Here is a 22,292-nt window from a genome sequence, read left to right as displayed (position 1 = left end):
ACTATGAAAATTAAACACTATATACTACTCACATTCATTGGTTCATTGATATTTACATCATGCGAATCTGATCTTGATGTGGAGTTAAGAGACCCAAATATCACTTTGGCGGATGAAATTTTCACTTCTGAAGAAGCTTATCGACAAGCTTTATCTGGAGTTTACGCCAATCTTTCTTTGACCTCACTCACCGGACCTGGTGATTCCAACATCGCTGGATTGGATCCTGGAACCGGTCAATATATGAGGGGGTTATTCAATTTGCAAAACCTGTCTACAGACGAAACTATTTTCACTTTTGAAAATGACCCTGGCATCAGAGGTGTACAGAGAAATTCTGTATCGTCAGAAAATGTACTTCTAAGAGGTGTTTTTTCTAGAGCCATGTTTTCTGTAGCCTTGTCAAATGAGTTTCTAAGACAATCTACAGACCAATTGCTACAAGCAAGAGGAATACCAACTGGAGAATTTCCAAAATTTAGAGCTGAAGCTAAAGTTTTAAAAGCTTTATCTTATTATCACTTAATGGATTTATTTGGGAAAGCACCGTATTACGATGAAACCATGGAAGTCGGTTTCACTCAAGGTGAAGAACTCTCGAGAACAGAGTTATTTGATTTAGTTGAAGGTCTGCTTTTAGAAGCCAGAGAAAACCTTCCTGCCGGAAACACTGCGGATTATGGTAGAATTGACCAAGGGGTTGCAGATATGGTTTTAGCAAAAATATATTTGAATTCTGAAGTTTATACTGGAACTCCTAGATATACAGAAGCACTAAACAAATGCGAGGATATCATCAACGCTGGCTATAGTTTGGTAAATGATTATCAATTTAATTTCTTGGCAGACAACAATACCAATGGTGCTCAAAATGAGATCATTTTTCCAATTGTCAATGATGGTCAAACGACTCAGAATTTTGGAGGAACAACAATTATTATTCAAGGTCAGGTTGGTGCTCAGGAACAAAATGGAGAAAGCCTTGGAGTTAATCCAGGTGGATTTGGTGGGTTGTTTAGGCTAAGGCCGAAATTTGCGCAGAAGTTTACCCTAAACCCTTTATTTGAAAATGATGCAAGAAATTTAATCATTTCAGAAGATAGACCCATCGAACTTGAAATCGCAGACCCAAATACTGGTTTTATTACCACAAAATATTCTAACAGAACTTCTACAGGAGGCTTTGGTACAGACAGAACGTTTACAGATACTGACTTTCCAATGTTTAGATTGGCAGATGTTTACTTGATGTACGCAGAAGCTCACCTAAGAGGTGGTGGTGGAGATGCAGGAACAGCTCTAGACTACGTTAACGCTCTAAGAGAAAGAGCTTTTGGAGATAATTCTGGAAATATTAATTCTGCACAACTTTCTCTAGATTTTATAATTGATGAACGAGCTCGAGAATTATATTGGGAAAATCACAGAAGACAAGACCTAATTCGCTTTGGATTGTTCACAGGAAACCAATACATATGGGCCTTCAAAGGAGGACCAGAAACTGGAACCTCAATAGACGGTTTTAGAGCAATTTATCCAATACCAGCAGCGAGTTTAGCTACCAATCAAAATTTAACACAAAACCCAGGTTATTAATATTAAATACTATACTTATGAACAAGAACATTTTAAAACTAACGATGGTGTTTTTTGCAATTTTCGCATTCAATGCTTGTAGTGATGATGATGAAATCACCTTTACAGCGCAAACACCTCCAGATCAAATTTCGTTTACCAACGAGTTTTTGAGTGAATATCTGTTAAGCGTTCAGACTGCGAGCAATAACGCAGAACGTTTCACATGGGAAGCTCCAGATTTTGGAGTACCTACACCAATTACATACCAACTAGAAGGCTCTACAGATTTTGAATTTACTGAACCAGTAAATTTAGTTGAAACTTCAAATCAACAAGCTTCAGTTTCTGTTGGTCAACTTTTAAGTCTTGCAGAATCAGCTGGACTGGATAACGATCCAGAAACAGATAATCCAGATACAGGTGATTTATTCTTTAGAGTTAGAGCACAAATTGGAACTGAAAATGCGGATAATTCACCTGAAACTATTTCAGAAATTACCACATTAACAGTAACATTGATAGCTACAGGTGGACCAGAACCACTACCTGTACTTCCTAATCTATATTTAGTTGGAAATGCAACTGCTGCAGACTGGAACAATAACAACAACAACTTTCCTTTAGTAAGAGATCCTGAAAATGAGAATGTATTTTCTTATACTGGTAAATTTTTAGGTGGGGATACCAATGAGTTCAAACTAATTGAAAACAGAGGTGCATGGCAACCACAATGGGGTATTCAAGACGGTGGTTTTGAAACCAGTGAAGACTTAGGTGGAGATCCTGGTACCTTCCAAATTACAGAAGGAGAAGGCTATTATACTTTAGAAGTTGATACTGAAAACAAGACCTCTTCTCTTGTCGCTTTTGATGAGTCAAGTTCAGCTACTTATGCTTCTGTCGGTATCATTGGTTTTGGAACTACAGGTAATGATGATGGATGGAGTCAGGATATCGATATGACCCAATCTACTTTTGATCCTCATATCTGGTATATTTCTGAGATTGAGCTATTTGATGGTGAAGTGAAATTTAGAGCAGAAGACAACTGGGATACCAACTGGGGGTCTAATACAGAGTTCACTGGATTTGGCGATTTAAATGGAGCTAATATACCAACAAGAGCGGGAACCTATGAAGTATGGTTTAATGACTTGACAGGTAACTACAGCTTAATTCCTATATTATAATTTAATTTAAACTAAAGGCTATCTACTTCAGATAGCCTTTTTTATATCTAATACTTAAATCTATGAAATACTTATTACTCATAGCGGCTATTCTATGGTCAATAGTTTCAGTTGCTCAACAGCAAAATGGAGTATTTACAGTATCTCCGCCCACCTTCGATCAAGATGAGGAAATTACGATTACGGTGTCGGGTATAGACACCAGTCTATGGAGTGTGAATGATGTTTATTTTTGGGCCTGGTACCAGAACTCTTCAGGGCAGGAATTCGATTCACCAACCAATGGAGATTGGACCAATTCTAATGAGGCTCAAAAAATGACCGCTAATGGTGATGGAACCTTTTCATTTACCTTCACTCCTACCGAGCTATATAATTCAACCGATATTGTTGAATTAGGAATGTTGGCTAAGGCTAAAGATGGTACTGGCGATAAAAAAACACAAGACAACCGTATTCCTGTAGGAAGTTTTCAGGTGAATTTGAACAGTCCAGCCGAAACGACCACTCTAATCAATTCAGGTGATCAATTGTCGGTCGAAGCTACGGCAAGTTTAAATGCAAACTTTGTATTAACTCAAAATGGCAGCATCATAGACACACAGAATGGGATAACTTCTTATTCAAACAACCTAACCATTACTGAAGATTCAAATTTTGAACTTACAGCCACCGAACCGAACTCTGGCGAAATTTTCGAATTTCAGTTTAATGCGGTATTAACTCCAGATGTGACTATAGCCCCTGTTCCAGCTGGTGCTCAAAATGGAATTAATTATGACATCAGCAATCCCAACGAAATCACCTTGGTAATTTATGCGCCAGAAAAGGAATTTGTTCATCTTATTGGTAATTTCAACACTAACGACTGGACTATAGATAACACTTACTTACTCAATTTTGATGATACCACCGATCAACATTGGATCACGCTTGAAAATATTAACGTTCCTAATGATGATTTTTTATATCAATACAGCGTTGAAGCAGAATTAGTGATCCCAGACCCTTATTCTGAAATGGTCTTAGATCCTTTTAATGACCAATTTATAGAAGAATCGACCTTTGCCAATCTACCGGCTTACCCTCAGGAACAAACTACAGAATTGGTTAGTTGGTTGAAGCTCAATCAACCTGATTACGATTGGCAGGTGGATAATTTCACAAAACCAGCTCAAGAAGATCTAGTGATTTACGAACTCCTCATTAGAGATTTTGATCAGGCTCATAGTTTTCAAGCGGTCATCGATCGGCTAGATTATCTTGAAGACTTAGGCATCAATGCGATCGAATTAATGCCGGTCAATGAATTTGATGGAAACTTAAGCTGGGGATATAACCCAGCACTACATATGGCTTTAGATAAATATTATGGTTCTCCAAATGACTTTAAAGCCTTTGTAGATGCTTGTCATCAACGCGGTATTGCTGTAATTTTAGATGTCGTCTTTAACCACGCTACTGGACAACATCCTTACTACAGAATGTACAATGACTGTGGAGGCTGTTACAACGGTCAAGCCACTGCCAACAACCCTATTTTTAATCAAAACGATCCAAATACGGCTTTTCAGTTCTTTAACGATATCAATCATGAATCTTTAGCCACTCAGGATTATATGGATCAAATCAATAAATTTTGGATAGAGGAGTATAAAATTGATGGCTACAGATTCGATTTCACCAAAGGATTTACTAACACTGTTGGAGACGGTGGAGGTTTCGATCAATCCCGAATCGACCTCCTCACCAGGATGTATGACGATATCCGAAGTTATGATGAAGAGGCTTATGTCATTTTAGAGCATTTTGCTCCAGACTCTGAAGAAACCGTATTGATCAACCACAGAGCCTCAGGAAGTAGTAATGAGTCAGGAATGCTGGTCTGGGGAAATGTCAACTTCAATTACAACCAGGCTACCATGGGTTATGATAATTCTAATTTTAATAGAGTCGCTGCTCAATCGAGAGGTTGGACTACACCTTCTGTGGTAGGTTATATGGAAAGTCACGACGAGGAACGCCTGATGTACAAGAATCTTGAGTTTGGTAATGGTAGTGGTGCCTATGATGTGACAGAATTGCCAACAGCACTCGATCGTTTGGAATTGGCTGGAGCGTTTTACTTCACCGTTCCGGGTCCTAAAATGATCTGGCAGTTTGGTGAACTGGGCTATGAATTCAGCATCAATTACTGCGAAGATGGATCCATTGATAATGACTGTAGAACCGGCCCTAAACCAATCCGTTGGGATTATCTAAATGATAATAATAGAACCGATGTCTATGAGTTTTGGTCAAAATTAATTGCTTTAAGGCTTAATGAACCTATTTTCAAGACTGATAATTACACCTTAGAAGTCGCCGACGACTTTGAAAAGAAAATTTATCTCGTAGACGACAATGCTTCCGGAGATGAGCCTAAGTATGTTATCATCATTGGAAACTTTGGAGTTACCGAGCTAACGACTCAGCCGTTTTTTCAGGAAGCCGGTACCTGGTTTGATGTGGTTACTGAAACCTCAATTGAGGTGACAGACACGGCAATGAGCGTAACCTTGGCTCCGGGAGAATTCAAAATCTATTTTGACAATCAGCCTTCTTTAAGCACGAACCAAGTTTCAGGCTTAGATTACAGCCTATATCCTAACCCAGCTAAGGAATTCTTCTCTATTTCTAATAAAGTAGATCGTGTTCAGGTATTTGATATCAATGGCAGGTTAGTGAAAGACTATACTGGAGGATTTGAAGCCAATCACCGCTTCAGTTCTGAAAATCTTAACTCTGGCCTTTATTTTGTAAGATATACTGATAAAAAACAATCAAGTACTGAAAAATTACTTATCCATTAGTTTCATTTGTTTTAGTTACCAAAAAAGCCTCGAGTATATACTCGAGGCTTTTTAGTTTTTAATATCTGCCCTGCTCTAAGCCTAAAATAAAAACACCCTCCTTACCTCCCTCAAGGGAGGAACTTTCGAAACATTATCTCAATAAGGGGATGACAGGGGTGTAATATAGTTTATGAGTCAAATAGTCGTGAGTCAAATAGTCAATGAGTCTTGATTCTAGTAGTCTTGGAATCATTGAACCTGTAGTCGGTAGTTTGTAAATCTTAGGTCTTAATATGACTATAATTCATCCTCCTTCCTGTCTCCTTGAGGGGATGATAGGGGTGTTTAATTTATTACTTATTAAGAACACCCTCCTTACCTCCCTCGAGGGAGGAACTTTCGCATCAATATCTCAATGAGGGGATGATAGGGAAGTTTTTTAGTCATTGAGTCAAATAGTCGTGAGTCTAATAGTCTTGATTCTAAAAGTCTTGATTCTAAAAGTCTTGATTCTAAAAGTCTTGAGTCAAACAGTCTTGAGTCTAATAGTCTTGAATCTAACCGTCTTATTACCAAAAAACCCCGAGTCTAAACTCAGGGTTGTTCTGTTTAAAGTGACTTGAACTTACTTCACCACCGGAAGGACAATTTTAGAATCGCCATAAATGGTATGGGTATGGGTTTCAAAATCTTCTTCAGTAGCTTCAAAAATATTATCTACATACTTTTGTGGGTTCCTGTCGATATAAGGAAACATGGTGCTTTGTACTTGTATTTGCAGCTTGTGACCTTTTTTGAACGTATGGTTGATGTCCTGTAAAGCAAACTCAACACTTGTTTTTTGATTGGGTACAAAAGGCTTAGGGTCAGAGAAACTCTCTCTATAACGCCCTCTGAAGACTTCACTTCTTACCATCATATGGTAATTGCTCATTCTTAAGTGGTCCTGCATTTCTTCAGAATCTTCAGCATCTGCAGGATACACATCGATGATTTTTACAATCCAGTCGGCTGCTGTCCCTGTCGTTGCGACTTCCAGGTCTGCCAACACTTCACCAGATAACTTCATGTCTTCTTCCAAAACCTCGGTTTCATAAATCATCACATCTGGACGTCTGGCCGCAAAACGCTGGTCATCGGTCATAAATTTTCTTGGCGTGAAAGTTACTTTAATGTCTTCTGTAAATGGAACAGGCTTGGTAATATCACTGACGAATTTATTTTCGAAATCAGCATCAGCTTTCATGCTCAAACTTTGGTTATCTCCCAGAAAAAAATCTGTTGCTGTAGCGTTTTCTGGTGGCCAGACCTCATATTCATCCCACTGCATAGCGCCAGTATCATAAACGGTCGCTTCAGCGGCCTCAAACTCACCTTCTCCTTTTAAGAAATGGTTGAAGAATTTAGTTTCGTAATTCACCTGAAAGTTTTCGGATAAATTATCACCAAAATAAACGTTTCCAACGGCTTGACGTTCTCTCAATCTCGCCCAGTCCCCGTGACTCCAGGGTCCAAAAACCATAGCATTAAAGTTATCGCTATTTTCTTCCAAACTTTTATAAATTTCAAACGGACCGTAAAGGTCTTCTGCATCAAAGAGACCACCGACGGTCAAAACTGCAGGGTCAACATCTTTCATATGCTGAACAAGTCCACGCTCCTGCCAGAATTTGTCATAATCGGGATGCTCTTTAAGCTGTTGCCAGAAGACATTATCTTCACCATAATACTTATCTAGATTTTTTAATGGACCAATATCTAAAAAGAACTGATAAGCATCTTTGGTGCCGATATCAGGGATCTGGTACCAAGATTCTGTCGTAGGTCCTTCTTTATCATAACCAAACACCGCTGTAGCTACCCAATAACTTAACAAGTAAGCCCCATTGTGATGAAAATCATCAAAGTAAAAATCACCGATGGGTGCTTGAGGAGAGGCCGCTTTTAAAGCTGGGTGGTCAGACAGCACTGACATCGCTGCGTAATGGCCAGGATAAGAAATCCCCCAGGTACCCACATTTCCATTGTTATTCTCTACATTATTGATGAGCCAGTCGATGGTGTCATAGGTATCCGAGGCTTCATCGGTTTGTTTACGTTTCTTCTTAGGGATATAGCCGCGCATATTATCGTAAGTGCCCTCACTCATCCAGCGTCCGCGCACATCCTGGTAGACGATAATATTACCCTGCTCCATCAAAAATTTATTAGGACCAATTTGCCGTCTAAATTTATCCTCTCCATAAGGTCTGGAGCTATAGGGTGTGCGTTGCATCAAGATAGGATACTCCTTGGTTTTGTCTTTTGGCGTGTAGATGGTGGTGTGTAATTTCACACCGTCTCGCATTTCGATATTGACTTCCTGCTTGTCGTAATTGGCTTTCACATCATATTGAGCCATCACGCTGGAAACCGCGCACAGCAAAAATAAGAGTAAGCCAAACTTAAAATGTTTCATAGGTTTTATTTGAGTTTTATTTATGACTTAAAAATACGGTTTTGGTTTAAAACCTCAAGGCTATAATTACTCAGGTTTTCTTAAGTTGAATTTCTTAAGGTTGGCTTGATGTCTTCAGATACATTTCTTAAGGCTATTCGTTTAATTAAACATTCAGTTTGGCAAGAGGACACACTGAAGTCGGCATTATTGATTTATGCTTTTACTTTAATCCAACTAAGCTTCTCTATAGGAATGATATCAAAAAAGAATACTCACGATTAAGTAGCTCTTTTATCAAACTCTTCTGTCAGCTCGAGTGGACACATTTGGTTTTTGATAAAAATCAAATGTGTTTGTATCGAGAGCCTTAAAATAGTTCTCGATACTTTTTTGATTCGTTGCGTTATGCTTCACTCTCAAAACACTCGAACTGACAGTAATCCTAGTGTTTTTTAGAATATCTCTTATAATTCAGAATTATGCGTTTCTATGCATAAAATCCTGCCCTTTTCAAAGGAACCCGCCTGACTGCCTGATCCTTCGACGGAAAGAAGTCGATAGACGACTGCCGAATCTCTGCTTTCGAAATACAAAAATTCTAAAATAAACCAAAAGATTCCTCCTTATGTCGTAATAACAATGTCGCGCTGTCATTCTAAATGAAGAGCAGCGGAGGGAAGAATCTACCCTATTGAAAGGCATAAAGATTCACAGCCTACAAAATACAATACAGGCAGTCTCGTCGAAGCAAAAAAAGCTTCTAAGCCTGAATTACAGATCAATCCAGTTGATATAGCACTCCAAACACGGGAAAATCTATAAAGTTTTTCAGTGGATTACTAATCCCAAATCCGTCCCTATCTTCAAAATTGAAGTCATCGGAATAATAAGAAGCCAGATTTGTGAACCGCAAAGAAATCCACCATTTTGACTTTAATTTCATGCTGAAGCCCAGGTCAAGGTAAGCGTTGAAATAAGAAGTGTTAGAATACCGATTGGACGAAAGGAAATTTTGATCTACACCCGACTGAGCAAACAAAGCAAAAAGACCGTTAAGTGGTATGTAATATCTCAAGTAAGGGCCAAATTGATAATTAGTAAACGTATTCGCTAAACCAGTTTGCTGAGTGTCGTAAGATAAATACCCAACTCCTGCGTTAAACCCGGTCAGAAGGTTTTTTGCTAAGCTATAATTTATACCCAAATTTAGTTCAGCTTTAAACGCATTTTCAAAAGTAGCTTCTTGCTCTAAGCTCAGTGAATTATCCGCTAACGCTAAGTCTGCCCATGAAAAGGACAATCCCGTTTGTGCTTCTACCAGCCATTTTTCTTTTTCGAAAACGCCCTTAGTCTGAGCTTGAATTGAGAATGTTAATAAGAATTGGATAAAACAAATCCATAAAATGCGCTTAAAATAACTAAGGTATTTTTTTAAAAACTCCATAAAATTAAAATGATTGGAAGTTGATACTCAAAACTTAATAACTAAAATCTTTCGATAAAGATAAGATTATCTATATTCTAAACTGTTGACAATTCAGGTAAGTCCAAACTAAATATATCCTTAGATTTAGATTCAATTTGAAACAAAATATAGCCTCTTTAGCACCAAGCAACTGGATTAACGTGACTATTTACTCAAAATAACATCTCTAAATATTATCTTTAGTTGATTAAATAATTGTTTAGACCTCACAGTCCCGATTTTTCGGGACTGTGAGGTCTTTTAAAATTACATTCTTATTCAACAAAAATCTAACTTATATAATTCCAAATCGTCTTGTCCTTGAAAAGTTCTCTATAGGTCAGGTTGATCATTTTGTGCTCTTCCAATTGAAAGTTAGGATCCGCATTGATGACATGATGTGCGTAACTACGAGCAGTTTTTAAAATTTGATTGTCTTTGACTAAATCAGCGATTTTTAAATCCAGCACACCACTTTGCTGAGTCCCCATCAGATTACCGGGACCACGTAGTTTTAAGTCCACCTCTGCAATTTCAAAACCATCGTTAGTAGCGGTCATGGTTTCCATCCGGGTTTTGCCATCGGAACTTAACTTCTTGCCCGTAATTAATACGCAATAACTCTGCTCTGCTCCTCGCCCAACTCGACCTCGTAACTGGTGCAATTGAGATAAACCAAATCGCTCGGCGCTCTCAATAATCATCAAACTCGCATTAGGCACATTTACGCCCACTTCTATCACTGTCGTAGCCACCATAATTTGTGTTTTGCCCTGGACAAAGCGATCCATTTCGTAAGCTTTATCTTCAGGTTTCATCTTCCCGTGAACTATAGAAATCTGATACTTCGGCTTAGGAAATTCACGTTCAATACTCGCATAACCATCCATCAAATCTTTATAATCAAAATTGGCTGACTCTTCGATCAACGGATACACTATATACACCTGCCGTCCTTTATCAACTTCGTCCTTAATAAATTTAAAGACTTTCAATCGGTTGCTATCATAACGATGTACAGTTTTTATCGCCTTACGACCAGGAGGTAATTCATCGATTACCGACACATCCAAGTCGCCGTAAAGGCTCATCGCCAAAGTTCTTGGAATGGGTGTAGCTGTCATTACTAACACATGTGGCGGAAGCGAGTTCTTCTTCCAGAGTTTGGCCCGTTGAGCCACACCAAAGCGGTGCTGCTCATCTATGACTGCCAATCCAAGATTTTTAAATTGAACCGTATCTTCGATCAAAGCATGTGTCCCGATTAAAATATATAATTCTCCATTTTGAAGTCGCTCGTGCAGGACTTTTCGATCTTTCTTTTTGGTTGAGCCAGTGAGTAATTCAACTTCTACACCAATAGGATCACAGAGCTCTGAAATGCCCTCGTAATGCTGTGTTGCCAAAATTTCTGTTGGTGCCATTAAACAGGCCTGAAAGCCGTTATCTATGGCCATCAGCATGGTCATCAGGGCCACGATGGTTTTTCCGGAACCTACATCGCCCTGGAGTAACCGATTCATTTGGGCATTGCTTCCCAAATCTTTGCGGATTTCCTTCAACACCCGTTTTTGAGCATTAGTTAATTCGAAGGGTAAAACATTGCTGTAAAATGAATTGAAATAGTCTCCAACTTGCTCAAAGGTAAAGCCTCTGATTTTTACTTTATGTACAGCATTTTTGCGTAACAACTGCAATTGAATATAAAAAAACTCCTCAAATTTCAATCGGAATTGCGCTTTAGCCAAAAGCTCTGCTGACTGCGGGAAATGTACATTTCGCATGGCATCCGTTTTGGACAACATTTTCAAGTCAGACATTACATTATTCGGCAAGGTTTCCTGAAAGTTTTTGAACTGTTCCAAGAGACCAAAAATCAAAGTGCTGATCACCCGATTGGAAATTCCGCGTTTGCTCAATTTTTCGGTGGAAGGATATACTGGCTGAAGTTTGATTTGGGCTTTGGTTTTGGCTTTTTCCAATTCTTCAATTTCGGGATGTGGCATCGAAAAACTCCCATTAAAGTAATTCAACTTACCAAATATTACATATGGAGAGTTGGTTTTGAGGTTTTCGAGAATCCATTTATGACCACGAAACCAAACTAACTCCATACTCCCAGTATCGTCTTCAAATTCAGCTACCAGGCGTTTTCCTTTTTTCATAGGAACCGTCCTGACATTTGTGATTTTACCGATGATTTGAACTTCGGCAGAAGAATCTTGGAGTTCTGATATTTTATAAAACCTAGACTTGTCGATATACCGAAAAGGGAAAAACTGCAGCAAATCCTGAAACCTATGAATACCTAACTCGGTTTTCAACAGATCGGCCCGGCCCGGACCTACGCCTTTAAGGTATTCTATAGGAGTTTGTAAAGTTTTTGCATTCATAAAAACGAAAATACTATATTTTGTAAGAAGGAGATTTTTTAAACTCTAGAAAAATCTACGTTTGGAATAATTGAGGTGAAAATTGCCAGAGCGTTGCCCCTCTGTTATTATAAATGAGTCATTTCAGCGACTGAAGAATCTTTCCTGTCGAGAAAATCAAAGGTTTACTCCTTCAATAATTATCGGTATGACACAACAAAAAAAAGCTGCCAGAAACTGACAGCTTTTTATTAATAATTGAGAAAAGATTAATCGCTATACTTCCCAGAATATCTCTTGTACAATTCAGTTTGATGAGTTTCTAAACTCACATCCCTTCCCTGAATGTAAACATGCGATAAAATATTTCCTTTCATATCCAAAGCATCGCCTTCACTTACAAAAAGCGTAGCGTCTTTACCAACTTCAAGAGAGCCGATTTGATCATCCATACCAAGAATTTTAGCGGTGTTCAATGTAATCATCTGCACGGCTAGTTCTTTGTCAACTCCAAAGGCTGCAGCAGTTCCTGCATAAAAAGGCAAGTTTCTGGAATTCATACGTTCCATACGTCCGCTACCTTCTAGAGCTACTAAAACTCCGGCATCGCTTAATAATTTCGGCAATTTATAAGGCAAATCGTAATCATCATCTTCAAAATTTGGATTCAAATGTGTACGCTGCACGAGTACTGAGACATAGTTTGCAGCAAGATCTTCAGCTACTTTATGGGCATGATAGCCACCAACAATAGTGACTCGATCCAAATTCATCTTATTTTTAAAACTGATGACGTCTTTAATTTCTTTTTCACCTTCCACATGAATGAACAAAGCTTTAGAACCATCAAACAACCCAGCCATAGCTTCAAATTCTAAATCCGTATCCTTAGATCCTAGAACGTAAGCTTTAGCATTATTAAAATAAGCAATGACTTCATCAATTTCTTTTGTGTAATCTTTGTTCTTTTCCCAAACTCTATCAGCATCATACCAGTTTCCGCTTCTGCTGAAACCTCTTGGCCAATTCATATGGATAGCGTCGTCTTCTTTGATCACAGCATCTTCCCAATTCCAGGCATCAAATTGAACCACGGACGAGGTTCCAGAAATACGACCACCCTGTGGAGTGATTTGTCCCATCAAGACTCCGTTTGGTCGCATACTTTCTACAACTTTACTTTCTGCATTATAGGCTATCAGACTTCTCACGTGCGGAAGCATCTTACCCAATTCATCTTCATCATTAGTCGCCGCAACAGCATCGATTTCCACCAAACCTAAAGTAGCATTAGGTGCTATAAAGCCAGGATACACATGCTTGCCGTCGGCATTGATTTGTTTGCCCTTAGCTTCAGTTTTATCTGTTCCCACGTAAGTGATTTTTCCGTTTTCAAAAACGATAACGGAGTTTTCGATAACTTGAGTATTTCCAATATGAGCTGTTGCGCCTATAATAGAAATAGCTTCAGTTTGCTTCGGGGCTGGTGTTTGTTGAGCTTGACTGGAAAAAACCAAAGCTAGAGCAACAAAACAGCTTGTCAATATATGTTTGTAATTCATCTTATTCGTGTATATGGTTAATATCATCTAAACTGTCACAGTGAAGATATTCTTTCTCTTTTTTCTTAATCGGCTGAGTTTTTAAGCCTTTGTTTTTGACTTTCATCATTTTGTTGATTAAGAATTGTCTTTCCTTCTGAATTTGCTCGCGCATGGCTAAATCTTTTTCGATATCAAAATACACCACACCTTCAATAATCGTTTTTTCAGGTTTTGCATAAATCGAAAGTGGATCTGCATTCCAAAGGACGACATCAGCATCTTTGCCTTCTTTGATACTCCCCACTCTATCATCAATATGAAGTAATTTCGCAGGGTTTAAAGTGACAAATTTCCAGGCCTCTTCTGCAGGAACTCCACCATATTTCATGCTTTTGGCCGCTTCCTGATTAAGTCGGCGAATCATTTCACCATCATCACTGTTGATGGCTACCGTTACGCCCTGATTGTGCATGATGGCTGCATTAAAAGGAATAGCATCGTTCACTTCGTATTTGTAAGCCCACCAGTCGCTAAAGGTAGAACCACCAGCGCCGTGTTCTTTCATGATATCGGCCACTTTGTATCCTTCCAAAATGTGGGTAAACGTATTCACTGTAAAATCAAATTCCTCAGCGACTTTCATCAGCATATTAATTTCACTTTGAACGTAAGAATGACAACTGATAAAACGTTCTCCATTTATGATTTCCAGTAGAGTTTCCATTTCATCATCATAGCGATAGGGCTTACCGGAGGCTTTTTTCTCACCATAAGCTTTAGCTCTGGAGAAGTAGTCTCTGAAGACCTGCTCTACTCCCATTCTAGATTGTGGAAATCTGGAATTTCCGCCCCAATTGGATTGCTTTACGTTTTCACCTAAAGCGAATTTGATGTGTTTCGGAGTATTGTCATAAATCAAATCTTCAGCGTTTTCTCCCCATTTCAATTTTAAGACTGCAGATCTCCCCCCTATTGGATTGGCAGACCCGTGTAACAACTGAATACTGGTGACTCCACCAGCCAACGATCGGTAAATACTGATGTCATCTGGATCTACAGCATCTTCCATAGTGACTTCAGCGGAAGAATTGTGTCCACCTTCATTAATCGAAGTTCCTGCAATGTGTGAATGCTCATCAATAATACCAGCCGTTAAAAACTTGCCAGTACCTTCGATGACTTCTGCTCTGCGATCGCTTAAATCTTTACCTATTTTATCGATTTTTCCATCTTTCAATAAAACATCGGTATTTTCTAATGTGCCCGCTTCTTCACCTGTAATCACAGTTGCATTTTTAATCAAAATATGACTAGGTTGTGTTTGAGCCGATGCTCTACCATAAGCTGAATTTGGATAGGTCATGGAAAGCATTTCCATAGCTTCATCCTCCTCTTCTTTTTCTTCCTTTTCTTCTTCTGAGGAAGATTCCGTTTGTTTTTTCATCGCCTTAAAAGTTGTCGTATTACCGTCACCTAGAATAGCTTTTCCACTAAAACTTGTTTGAAAAGGCTCGATTTTAGAAGTTAAAATAGCGTACTCTTCTTTAGATTTATCTTCATCACTCAACACCAAGGTCATCCAGTCATCTTCATAAGTCAATTTAGCACCTAACTTTAAAGTATCTTTTTTAACTTCAGCAGAAAATTTTCCTGATTTGTTTTTAATGTCTAGCTCGTGTAGTACGCCACTCAAAACCAATTCGTATGATCCTGAAATATCGATAACATCTAAAGGCTCGAGTCTGTATCGCTGACCTTGGACCCAGTTTTCGTGAATTTTAAATTCATCTTCAAAAAGTTCTTCTGAAGTAATAATAAAGTTGGCTAGTTTCCCTTTTTCCAATGTTCCTAGCAGGTCTGAAGCTCCAATAGCTTTTGCCGGTTGAGTTGTAATTCCTGCGAAAGCCGTCTTTTTATCCAATCCACGTTCTACAGCTTTCTTAAGATTTTTCAATAATTCATCCGGAGACTTGAGTCCTTTGGATGTAAAAGAAATATCAACGCCGTTTTCTGCAAGGATTTTGGCATTAGCCGGAGCATACTGCCAGTGTTTCATTTCACCTAGAGTCAAATATTCTCTTAAAAATGGATCTTCAACATTATAAGCATCAGGAAACTTAAGCGGCAATACAAAATGAGCATTGCTTGTTTTGATGTCTTCAACTCGTTTGTATTCATCTCCGGATCCAATGATGGTATATTGTACCCCAAATTGGTCTCCGATTTTATCAGCTCTCATCGCATCCAAGTAATCATCAACAGAAAATAATTGTGGTAAATTTCGTTTTGCCAAATACGCTTCAATGGCCAGATCTTTATCTTCGATGATGCCTTCTTCGTAAGCTTTCGTATCGTGGTAAAATTGTCTTAACAAAGCCGTGTAACCCATAATGGAACTCGGGTAAGCTTGTCTGGACTGTTTGCTTTTACTGAATTCATAATAAAAGCCAGATTCTTCTTTTAGCAGATTTTGATTATAATTTTCAGATTCAGTAAGAGCTAATAAACTCCCGTTTCCTCTGATAAAGCCATCAGCTAAATGTGTATTCACCGCACCGAATCCAGCTTTACGCATAGCTTCGGCCTTTTTAGAATCAAATTTGAAATGGTTTTTTGCAGATTGCTCTGGTCTCACGTGATCATTCCAGTAATAGCCTTTTCGGTTGGGGTCATACTGGGGTTGAGATGCATTAGGTGCACTTTCAATATCCTTGATGCCAAAATCTGAATAGACTTCCACAAAAGAAGGATAGATATGCTTGCCTTTGGCATCAATGGTCATTGTATTTCCTGGTAACTTAACGTTTTTGCCTGCATCTACTATTTTCCCATCCTTGAATAATAAGGTGGCGTTTTCAATAGTTTTGGACGGGGAAATATGAATAATTGCCGATTCAATGGCGATGTAATTGCTCGATCTAGTTTTGACGCCTTTATTGTCAGGAAAATAATCCTGAGCAAAAAGACTCAAACTAAACAAACAAAGTAAAAAAAAGACATTTTGTTTCATGAATGTAAAATTTAGTGTTTAACAGTTTGTTTTTGTTGATAATAGTTGACTAGCAAAGCCACGACATAATTGTAACTTTCTATACCTTGGGGCTGATTGTTGACTTTGAGGTAATTGCCGTAAACAGTTTCCATAATCAATTCTACGGGACCGCTATAGGCTTGCCAAAACTCTTGAACTTCTTTATAATTCTTCATGACTCCAGGATTGAGTTCCTCAATAAGAGCTTCAGATAAAAGAGGATCTTTTCTGTACATATCATTGAGACTATACTTTAAAGAAAAAGTTAAACCCGAATAGCGTAAAAATTGATTTTCATCTTCCATCGTGATAATTGCAGCGATAAAATTGGCTTCATTTTCTTTAGAAAATCCAAGCTGATGTCCTATTTCATGGGCTATTGTAGTGGGTAGTTTGTATTTGGGGATTTTATAATTATACTGGGCTTCATTGGTAAATGGATTCACATAACCACTAAAACCAGCATACGATAGCGGTAAGGAAAACAAAGATTTTTTAACATTTTCCACTCGATATGGCATTTGTAAATCTTCATTTTCGGAACGCTTGTAAGCTTCAAAAACTGATTGCTGAAGTTGATTTTGGGTAAACTCAAACTCTACTTTCAAACTATCATGACTTACCAATTCTGAATGTAAGGTGTTGGTTTTCTGAATCAAATCACAAGCAAACTCATGCAATTCCTCTTTGGTATAATATGTCGAAATTCCTAAGGACTGATGCAGAGGAAGTCTGTAATAATTGAATCCCCAGAACAGATGGAAAAGAAAATAAAGCAGCGATAAAAAAGCCACTGCTTCCAAAAATCGCGTCCTTAGTTTTCTAAATCTGCCCGTCCTGTAATTGCTGGTGGGTTTTCTTCTAAATAAGTTAATGATCCAAAACAAGATGATGAGCACCAAAGCTGAATAAAACAGGTCTCCAATCGAAAATGGAATCCAAGAGGTCAAATAATGCTGAACTTGAGAAACGAATAAGAAAACCTTACGACTATAAAACTCCTCTACCCAAAAGGGATTTTGCTTTAAAATATAAATCAGAAGCAACTGAATGGGGAAAAATAAAGCAAGAAGTTTTAAAGTGATTTTTTTCAATTGAAAATTATATTTGTAGCTGAATAGTATTGATACTATAGGATATACCTAAAAACTCAAACTTAACTAAATTTTAAAAATACTCACATATTTATCGTAATTTTGAAGGCTTTAAAATACAACTCAAATCCATCAAGAAATGATCATTTTCTTTAAAGCTGAATCGACGCATTATTTTGCAGTTTCCATCGATAAACGTCCAGATTACGAAACCATCAAAAAATTCAAATGGGTGTTTGGCGATGCGCAATTCATCGATGAAACTCATATTGAAGGTCAGTTTGTTGGCCCACGACAAGTGATGATTACTCCTTGGAGTACCAATGCGGTGGAGATTACTCAAAACATGGGCATAGACGGCGTTCAGCGAATTGAAGAGTTTTACGAAGCCAATTCAGAGAAAAAGGATTTTGACAAAATGCTTTTTCAAAGTTATGATGGATTACATCAAGATATTTTCACCATCAATATTCAACCTGAAGCTGTTCTCGACATCGACAACATCTCAGATTACAACCAAAAAGAAGGCTTAGCCTTAAGTGAAGAAGAAGTTACTTATTTAGTAGATCTTTCTAAAAAATTGGGTCGAAAATTAACCGATGCGGAAGTCTTTGGCTTTTCACAGGTCAACTCAGAGCATTGCCGACACAAAATCTTCAATGGAACCTTTGTGATTAACGGTGAAGAACAACCAGAATCTCTTTTTAAACTGATTCGTAAAACCTCAGAAAAAAACCCAAACACTATTGTTTCAGCTTATAAAGACAATGTCGCTTTCATAAAAGGGCCTAAAGTGGAGCAATTTGCTCCTATGCGTCCCGACATCGCTTCAGAATATAAAAATTCAAGATTCGATTCTGTAATTTCCTTAAAAGCAGAAACGCATAACTTCCCCACCACAGTAGAACCCTTTAATGGTGCTGCAACTGGAAGTGGTGGTGAGATAAGAGACAGACTTGCTGGTGGAAAAGGCTCTTTACCTCTTGCAGGTTCTGCGGTTTATATGACATCTTACCCAAGACTTACCGATAATAAACCCTGGGAAAAAGCAGTTTCAAAACGGGAATGGCTCTACCAAAGTCCACTCGACATCCTGATCAAAGCATCTAATGGAGCTTCAGATTTTGGAAATAAATTTGGTCAACCACTTATCAATGGTTCTCTGTTCACTTTTGAGCATGAAGAGCATGACCGACTGATGGCTTACGATAAAGTCATTATGCTTGCTGGTGGCGTTGGCTACGGAAAAGCCAATCAGGCACTAAAAGACGTTCCTAAAAAAGACGATGATATTGTCATTCTTGGTGGCGATAACTACAGAATTGGTATGGGAGGGGCTGCGGTTTCTTCTGCAGATACTGGTGAATTTGAAAGCGGTATTGAACTTAATGCCGTTCAAAGGTCTAATCCTGAAATGCAAAAAAGAGCTGCTAATGCTATTCGGGCAATGGTAGAACTTGATAAAAACCCGATACGCTCAATCCACGACCACGGTGCTGGAGGGCATCTCAATTGCTTGAGTGAACTCGTTGAAGACACTGGAGGTCATATTGATATAGACAAACTACCCGTGGGTGATTCTACGCTTTCAGCCAAAGAAATCATTGGCAATGAGTCTCAGGAACGTATGGGGCTTGTGATTGGCAAAAAAGACTCTGCATTTTTAGAAAAAGTAGCTATACGGGAGCGTTCCCCTATGTATAGCGTAGGAACGGTGACTGATGATCACCAATTCATTTTCAAAAATTCCAAAACACAGGAAAAACCTTTGGATCTGAAGTTAGATGATATGTTTGGAAGTTCACCAAAAACCATCATGACTGACCAAAGAGTTGAGAGAACTTATTCAAATGCTGAATATGATTCAGAAAAAATATATGATTACGTAGAACAATTACTTCAACTTGAGTCAATTGCCTGCAAAGACTGGCTTGTAAATAAAGTCGATAGATGCGTCTCCGGACGTGTGGCTGTACAACAAACTGTCGGCCCGTTGCAAGTTCCGCTAAATAATTGCGGTGTGGTTGCCTTAGACTACAACGGTAAAGAAGGGGTCGCCAGTTCGATTGGCCACTCGCCTATTTCAGGCTTAATCAATTCCATTGCTGGTGCTAAAAATTCAATTGCTGAGGCTTTAACCAACATCATTTGGGCACCTCTAGAGCAAGAACTGACATCTGTATCACTTTCAGCTAACTGGATGTGGCCTTGTAATAATGAAGGCGAGGATGCCAGATTATATGATGCGGTGAAGGCTGTTTCAGAATTTGCTATTAATCTGGGAATCAACGTACCAACTGGTAAAGACTCCTTGTCGATGAAGCAACGTTACAAAGACCAGGAAGTGCTATCACCTGGTACGGTCATCATTTCGGCTGCCGGACATTGTAATGACATTAGAAATGTAGTTGAACCAATGTTCCAAAAGGACGCAGGCTCCATTTATTATTTAGATTTTTCACAAGATGACTTAGAACTTGGCGGCTCAGCCTTCCTTCAGTTATTGAATAAAGTTGGAAATAAAGCTCCATCAATAAATGACGATGCTAAATTCAAAACGAAATTCAACGCCATTCAAAAGCTGATCAAGGAGCATAAAATTGCAAGCGGACATGATATTTCTTCCGGTGGATTGATAACAACTCTGTTAGAATTATGCTTTGCTCATAATGATTTAGGTGCAGAATTAAATTTCAATCAATTTGAAGAGAAAGACTTGGTTAAACTCTTATTTGCTGAAAATTCTGGACTAGTTTTCCAGGCTAATGGAGATCTGACTTCAGATTTTGAAGAGCTAGGCATTGAGCCATTATATCTTGGAGAAGTCAATTCAACTGGAGAATTATCTATTGCTCATGAGAGTCAAAATCTGAATTTCAACGTAGAAGCTTATAGAGAATATTGGCTCAAGACTTCTTATGAATTTGACAAGCACCAAAGTGGAGAACAAAAGGCAAAAGAACGTCACGATAACTTCAAGCATAACGGTTTAAGCTTTAAGTTTCCAGATCATTTTGATGGAAAATTAAAATCAGTAGAGGGGAAACGTATCAAAGGAGCCATCATCAGAGAAAAAGGTTCAAATTCTGAACGTGAAATGGCCAGAGCCATGCATATAGCTGGATTTGATGTGAAAGACATCCACATGACCGACTTGATGTCTGGAGCAGAGAATCTGGAAGATGTTCAATTTATTGCTGCAGTTGGAGGCTTCTCCAATTCTGACGTTTTAGGTAGTGCTAAAGGCTGGGCCGGTGCTTTCAAATACAATGAAAATGCAAATTTAGCTTTACGCAATTTCTTCAACAGGAAAGATACGTTGTCACTTGGAGTTTGTAATGGATGTCAGCTTTTTGTAGAGTTGGGTCTCATCACACCAAACCATGTTGATAAACCTAAAATGCTACATAACGATTCCGGCAAGTTTGAATGTCGCTTCACAGCAGTAACAATTTCTGAAAGTAATAGCGTAATGCTTAAAAGTCTTGAAGGTTCTACTCTAGGAATATGGGCTGCACATGGTGAAGGTAAATTCCACTTGCCTATGGAAAAGAGTCAATACTCTATTCCTGGTAAATATTTTAGAGAAGAATTCCCAGTGAATCCGAATGGCTCAGATTACAATGCCGCTATGCTTTGCGATGAAACTGGAAGACACCTGGTGATGATGCCTCACCTGGAACGATCTTCCTTTTCTTGGAACTGGGCACATTATCCTAAAGACAGAAAAACAGACGAGGTTTCCCCTTGGATTGAAGCTTTTCAAAACGCCAAGAACTGGCTAGAAAACGCATAAGTTATGTATTCAAAAGAACAGCTAATTGAAAAGTTAAACTTAGAAAAACATCCGGAAGGAGGTTATTTTAAGGAAACTTATAGAAGTGAAATTACAATTCCGGGGTCTAGTTTGCCTTTGGAATTTGAATCCGCTAGAAGTGTAAGTACCTGCATTTATTTCATGTTGACGTCCGATGAATTTTCAGCATTTCACAAAGTCAATCAGGATGAAGCCTGGCACTTTTATACCGGGGATACTATTTCATTACATATGATTTCTCCTGAAGGTTATTATTCTAACATCAAAATAGGAAGTGATTTTTCTTCAGATGAAACGCCTCAATTTATCGTCCCCGCTCAGCATTGGTTTGCTGCCGAAATTGAAAACAATGAAGGTTTCGCATTGGTTGGATGTACAGTTGCACCCGGATTTGATTTTAATGACTTTGAATTAGCTGAACGCAAACAACTTCAGAAGAAATTTCCAAATCATAGTAAAATAATTTCAAAGTTCACCAGATAAAATTTCTCCTTTGAAAACTAAGATCTGTATGGTTTGTCATCAAGAATTTGAGATTCTCTTTCGTATTCAAATTGAAAAAGGCAAAAAATGGATTTTCGCCTGCAAGTCCTGTGTTGAAAAGCATCAAAATCAACCGAATTACAAATACGGTGGAACCTGGAAAGGTAAAAGGCATTAGCACTGATAAGCATTTCCTACTTATATTCTAAAAAATTACCTAATTGTCAAAGGCTTAAAATAATTTATCTTTCAGTTGATTTTATTTAAAAATGCTTTTTAGTAAAGGTTTTTATTTAAATCTTTAAGGGGAAAAATCAAAGGAAAACAAGTGTCAATTGTTAAGAATAAATTCTGAAATGTTAATTTTTTTAATACATAGTAATATTAAAATCTTATCGTGCTATCATATATTCTTATTGTCTAATCGTAAATAAATGTTAAGAC

12 protein-coding genes are annotated in these 22,292 nt (G+C 38.2%); 6 read left to right on the top strand and 6 right to left on the bottom strand.

From position 1 onward, the window contains the following. The first annotated feature begins 3 nt into the window (after positions 1-3). The 3 genes from LB452_RS07920 (at position 4) to LB452_RS07910 (ending at position 5,620) form a co-directional block, all read left to right on the top strand. On the top strand, positions 4-1,596 hold the full coding sequence (locus LB452_RS07920) for a RagB/SusD family nutrient uptake outer membrane protein (RefSeq protein ID WP_224461198.1): 1,593 nt from the start codon (positions 4-6) through the stop codon (positions 1,594-1,596). A 17-nt stretch (positions 1,597-1,613) separates the two neighbouring features. Continuing rightward, a complete protein-coding gene (locus LB452_RS07915) occupies positions 1,614-2,768 on the top strand; it encodes a SusF/SusE family outer membrane protein (RefSeq protein ID WP_224461197.1) in 1,155 nt (384 codons plus the stop codon). A 62-nt stretch (positions 2,769-2,830) separates the two neighbouring features. Further along, positions 2,831-5,620: an alpha-amylase family glycosyl hydrolase gene (locus LB452_RS07910; RefSeq protein WP_224461196.1), complete on the top strand. Its 2,790-nt coding sequence runs from the start codon at positions 2,831-2,833 to the stop codon at positions 5,618-5,620. Between the two features lie 607 nt (positions 5,621-6,227). Here LB452_RS07910 and LB452_RS07905 read toward each other — a convergent pair. The 6 genes from LB452_RS07905 to LB452_RS07880 form a co-directional block, all read right to left on the bottom strand. Then, a complete protein-coding gene (locus LB452_RS07905; RefSeq protein WP_224461195.1) occupies positions 6,228-8,060 on the bottom strand; it encodes a CocE/NonD family hydrolase in 1,833 nt (610 codons plus the stop codon). A gap of 760 nt (positions 8,061-8,820) precedes the next feature. Further along, a complete protein-coding gene (locus tag LB452_RS07900) occupies positions 8,821-9,486 on the bottom strand; it encodes a porin family protein (RefSeq protein WP_224461194.1) in 666 nt (221 codons plus the stop codon). A gap of 311 nt (positions 9,487-9,797) precedes the next feature. Continuing rightward, a complete protein-coding gene (recG, locus tag LB452_RS07895; RefSeq protein WP_224461193.1) occupies positions 9,798-11,900 on the bottom strand; it encodes an ATP-dependent DNA helicase RecG in 2,103 nt (700 codons plus the stop codon). 248 nt (positions 11,901-12,148) lie between these two features. After that, positions 12,149-13,441, bottom strand: coding sequence for an amidohydrolase family protein (locus LB452_RS07890; RefSeq protein ID WP_224461192.1), 1,293 nt, complete (start codon positions 13,439-13,441; stop codon positions 12,149-12,151). Position 13,442: 1 nt separating this feature from the next. After that, positions 13,443-16,433: an amidohydrolase family protein gene (locus LB452_RS07885; protein ID WP_224461191.1), complete on the bottom strand. Its 2,991-nt coding sequence runs from the start codon at positions 16,431-16,433 to the stop codon at positions 13,443-13,445. 11 nt (positions 16,434-16,444) lie between these two features. Further along, positions 16,445-17,548: a DUF3810 domain-containing protein gene (locus tag LB452_RS07880; RefSeq protein ID WP_224461190.1), complete on the bottom strand. Its 1,104-nt coding sequence runs from the start codon at positions 17,546-17,548 to the stop codon at positions 16,445-16,447. 139 nt (positions 17,549-17,687) lie between these two features. Between LB452_RS07880 and purL the strand changes: the two genes are divergently transcribed. Genes purL through LB452_RS07865 form a run of 3 tightly spaced genes read left to right on the top strand, consistent with a single transcriptional unit; the run spans position 17,688 to position 22,026 of the window. Then, positions 17,688-21,344, top strand: coding sequence for a phosphoribosylformylglycinamidine synthase (gene purL, locus LB452_RS07875; protein ID WP_224461189.1), 3,657 nt, complete (start codon positions 17,688-17,690; stop codon positions 21,342-21,344). Between the two features lie 3 nt (positions 21,345-21,347). Continuing rightward, complete coding sequence (locus tag LB452_RS07870; protein WP_224461188.1) at positions 21,348-21,848, top strand: cupin domain-containing protein; 501 nt, start codon at positions 21,348-21,350, stop codon at positions 21,846-21,848. Positions 21,849-21,858: 10 nt separating this feature from the next. Beyond that, on the top strand, positions 21,859-22,026 hold the full coding sequence (locus tag LB452_RS07865) for a hypothetical protein (RefSeq protein WP_224461187.1): 168 nt from the start codon (positions 21,859-21,861) through the stop codon (positions 22,024-22,026). Positions 22,027-22,292 lie beyond the last annotated feature (266 nt).

Origin of the sequence: Psychroflexus longus (assembly GCF_020164595.1) — a bacterium.
In the GTDB taxonomy this organism is placed as follows: Bacteria; Bacteroidota; Bacteroidia; order Flavobacteriales; family Flavobacteriaceae; genus Psychroflexus; species Psychroflexus longus.
Note: the sequence above shows the minus strand (reverse complement) of the source record. Positions and strands in the feature narration are given on the sequence as shown.

Bases quoted from the DNA above. Each gene is read 5' to 3' on its own strand.
- LB452_RS07920 (WP_224461198.1), top strand. From the start codon at position 4: ATGAAAATTAAACACTATATACTACTCACATTCATTGGTTCATTGATA.
- LB452_RS07915 (WP_224461197.1), top strand. From the start codon at position 1,614: ATGAACAAGAACATTTTAAAACTAACGATGGTGTTTTTTGCAATTTTC.
- LB452_RS07910 (WP_224461196.1), top strand. From the start codon at position 2,831: ATGAAATACTTATTACTCATAGCGGCTATTCTATGGTCAATAGTTTCA.
- LB452_RS07905 (WP_224461195.1), bottom strand. From the start codon at position 8,060: ATGAAACATTTTAAGTTTGGCTTACTCTTATTTTTGCTGTGCGCGGTT.
- LB452_RS07900 (WP_224461194.1), bottom strand. From the start codon at position 9,486: ATGGAGTTTTTAAAAAAATACCTTAGTTATTTTAAGCGCATTTTATGG.
- recG (WP_224461193.1), bottom strand. From the start codon at position 11,900: ATGAATGCAAAAACTTTACAAACTCCTATAGAATACCTTAAAGGCGTA.
- LB452_RS07890 (WP_224461192.1), bottom strand. From the start codon at position 13,441: ATGAATTACAAACATATATTGACAAGCTGTTTTGTTGCTCTAGCTTTG.
- LB452_RS07885 (WP_224461191.1), bottom strand. From the start codon at position 16,433: ATGAAACAAAATGTCTTTTTTTTACTTTGTTTGTTTAGTTTGAGTCTT.
- purL (WP_224461189.1), top strand. From the start codon at position 17,688: ATGATCATTTTCTTTAAAGCTGAATCGACGCATTATTTTGCAGTTTCC.
- LB452_RS07870 (WP_224461188.1), top strand. From the start codon at position 21,348: ATGTATTCAAAAGAACAGCTAATTGAAAAGTTAAACTTAGAAAAACAT.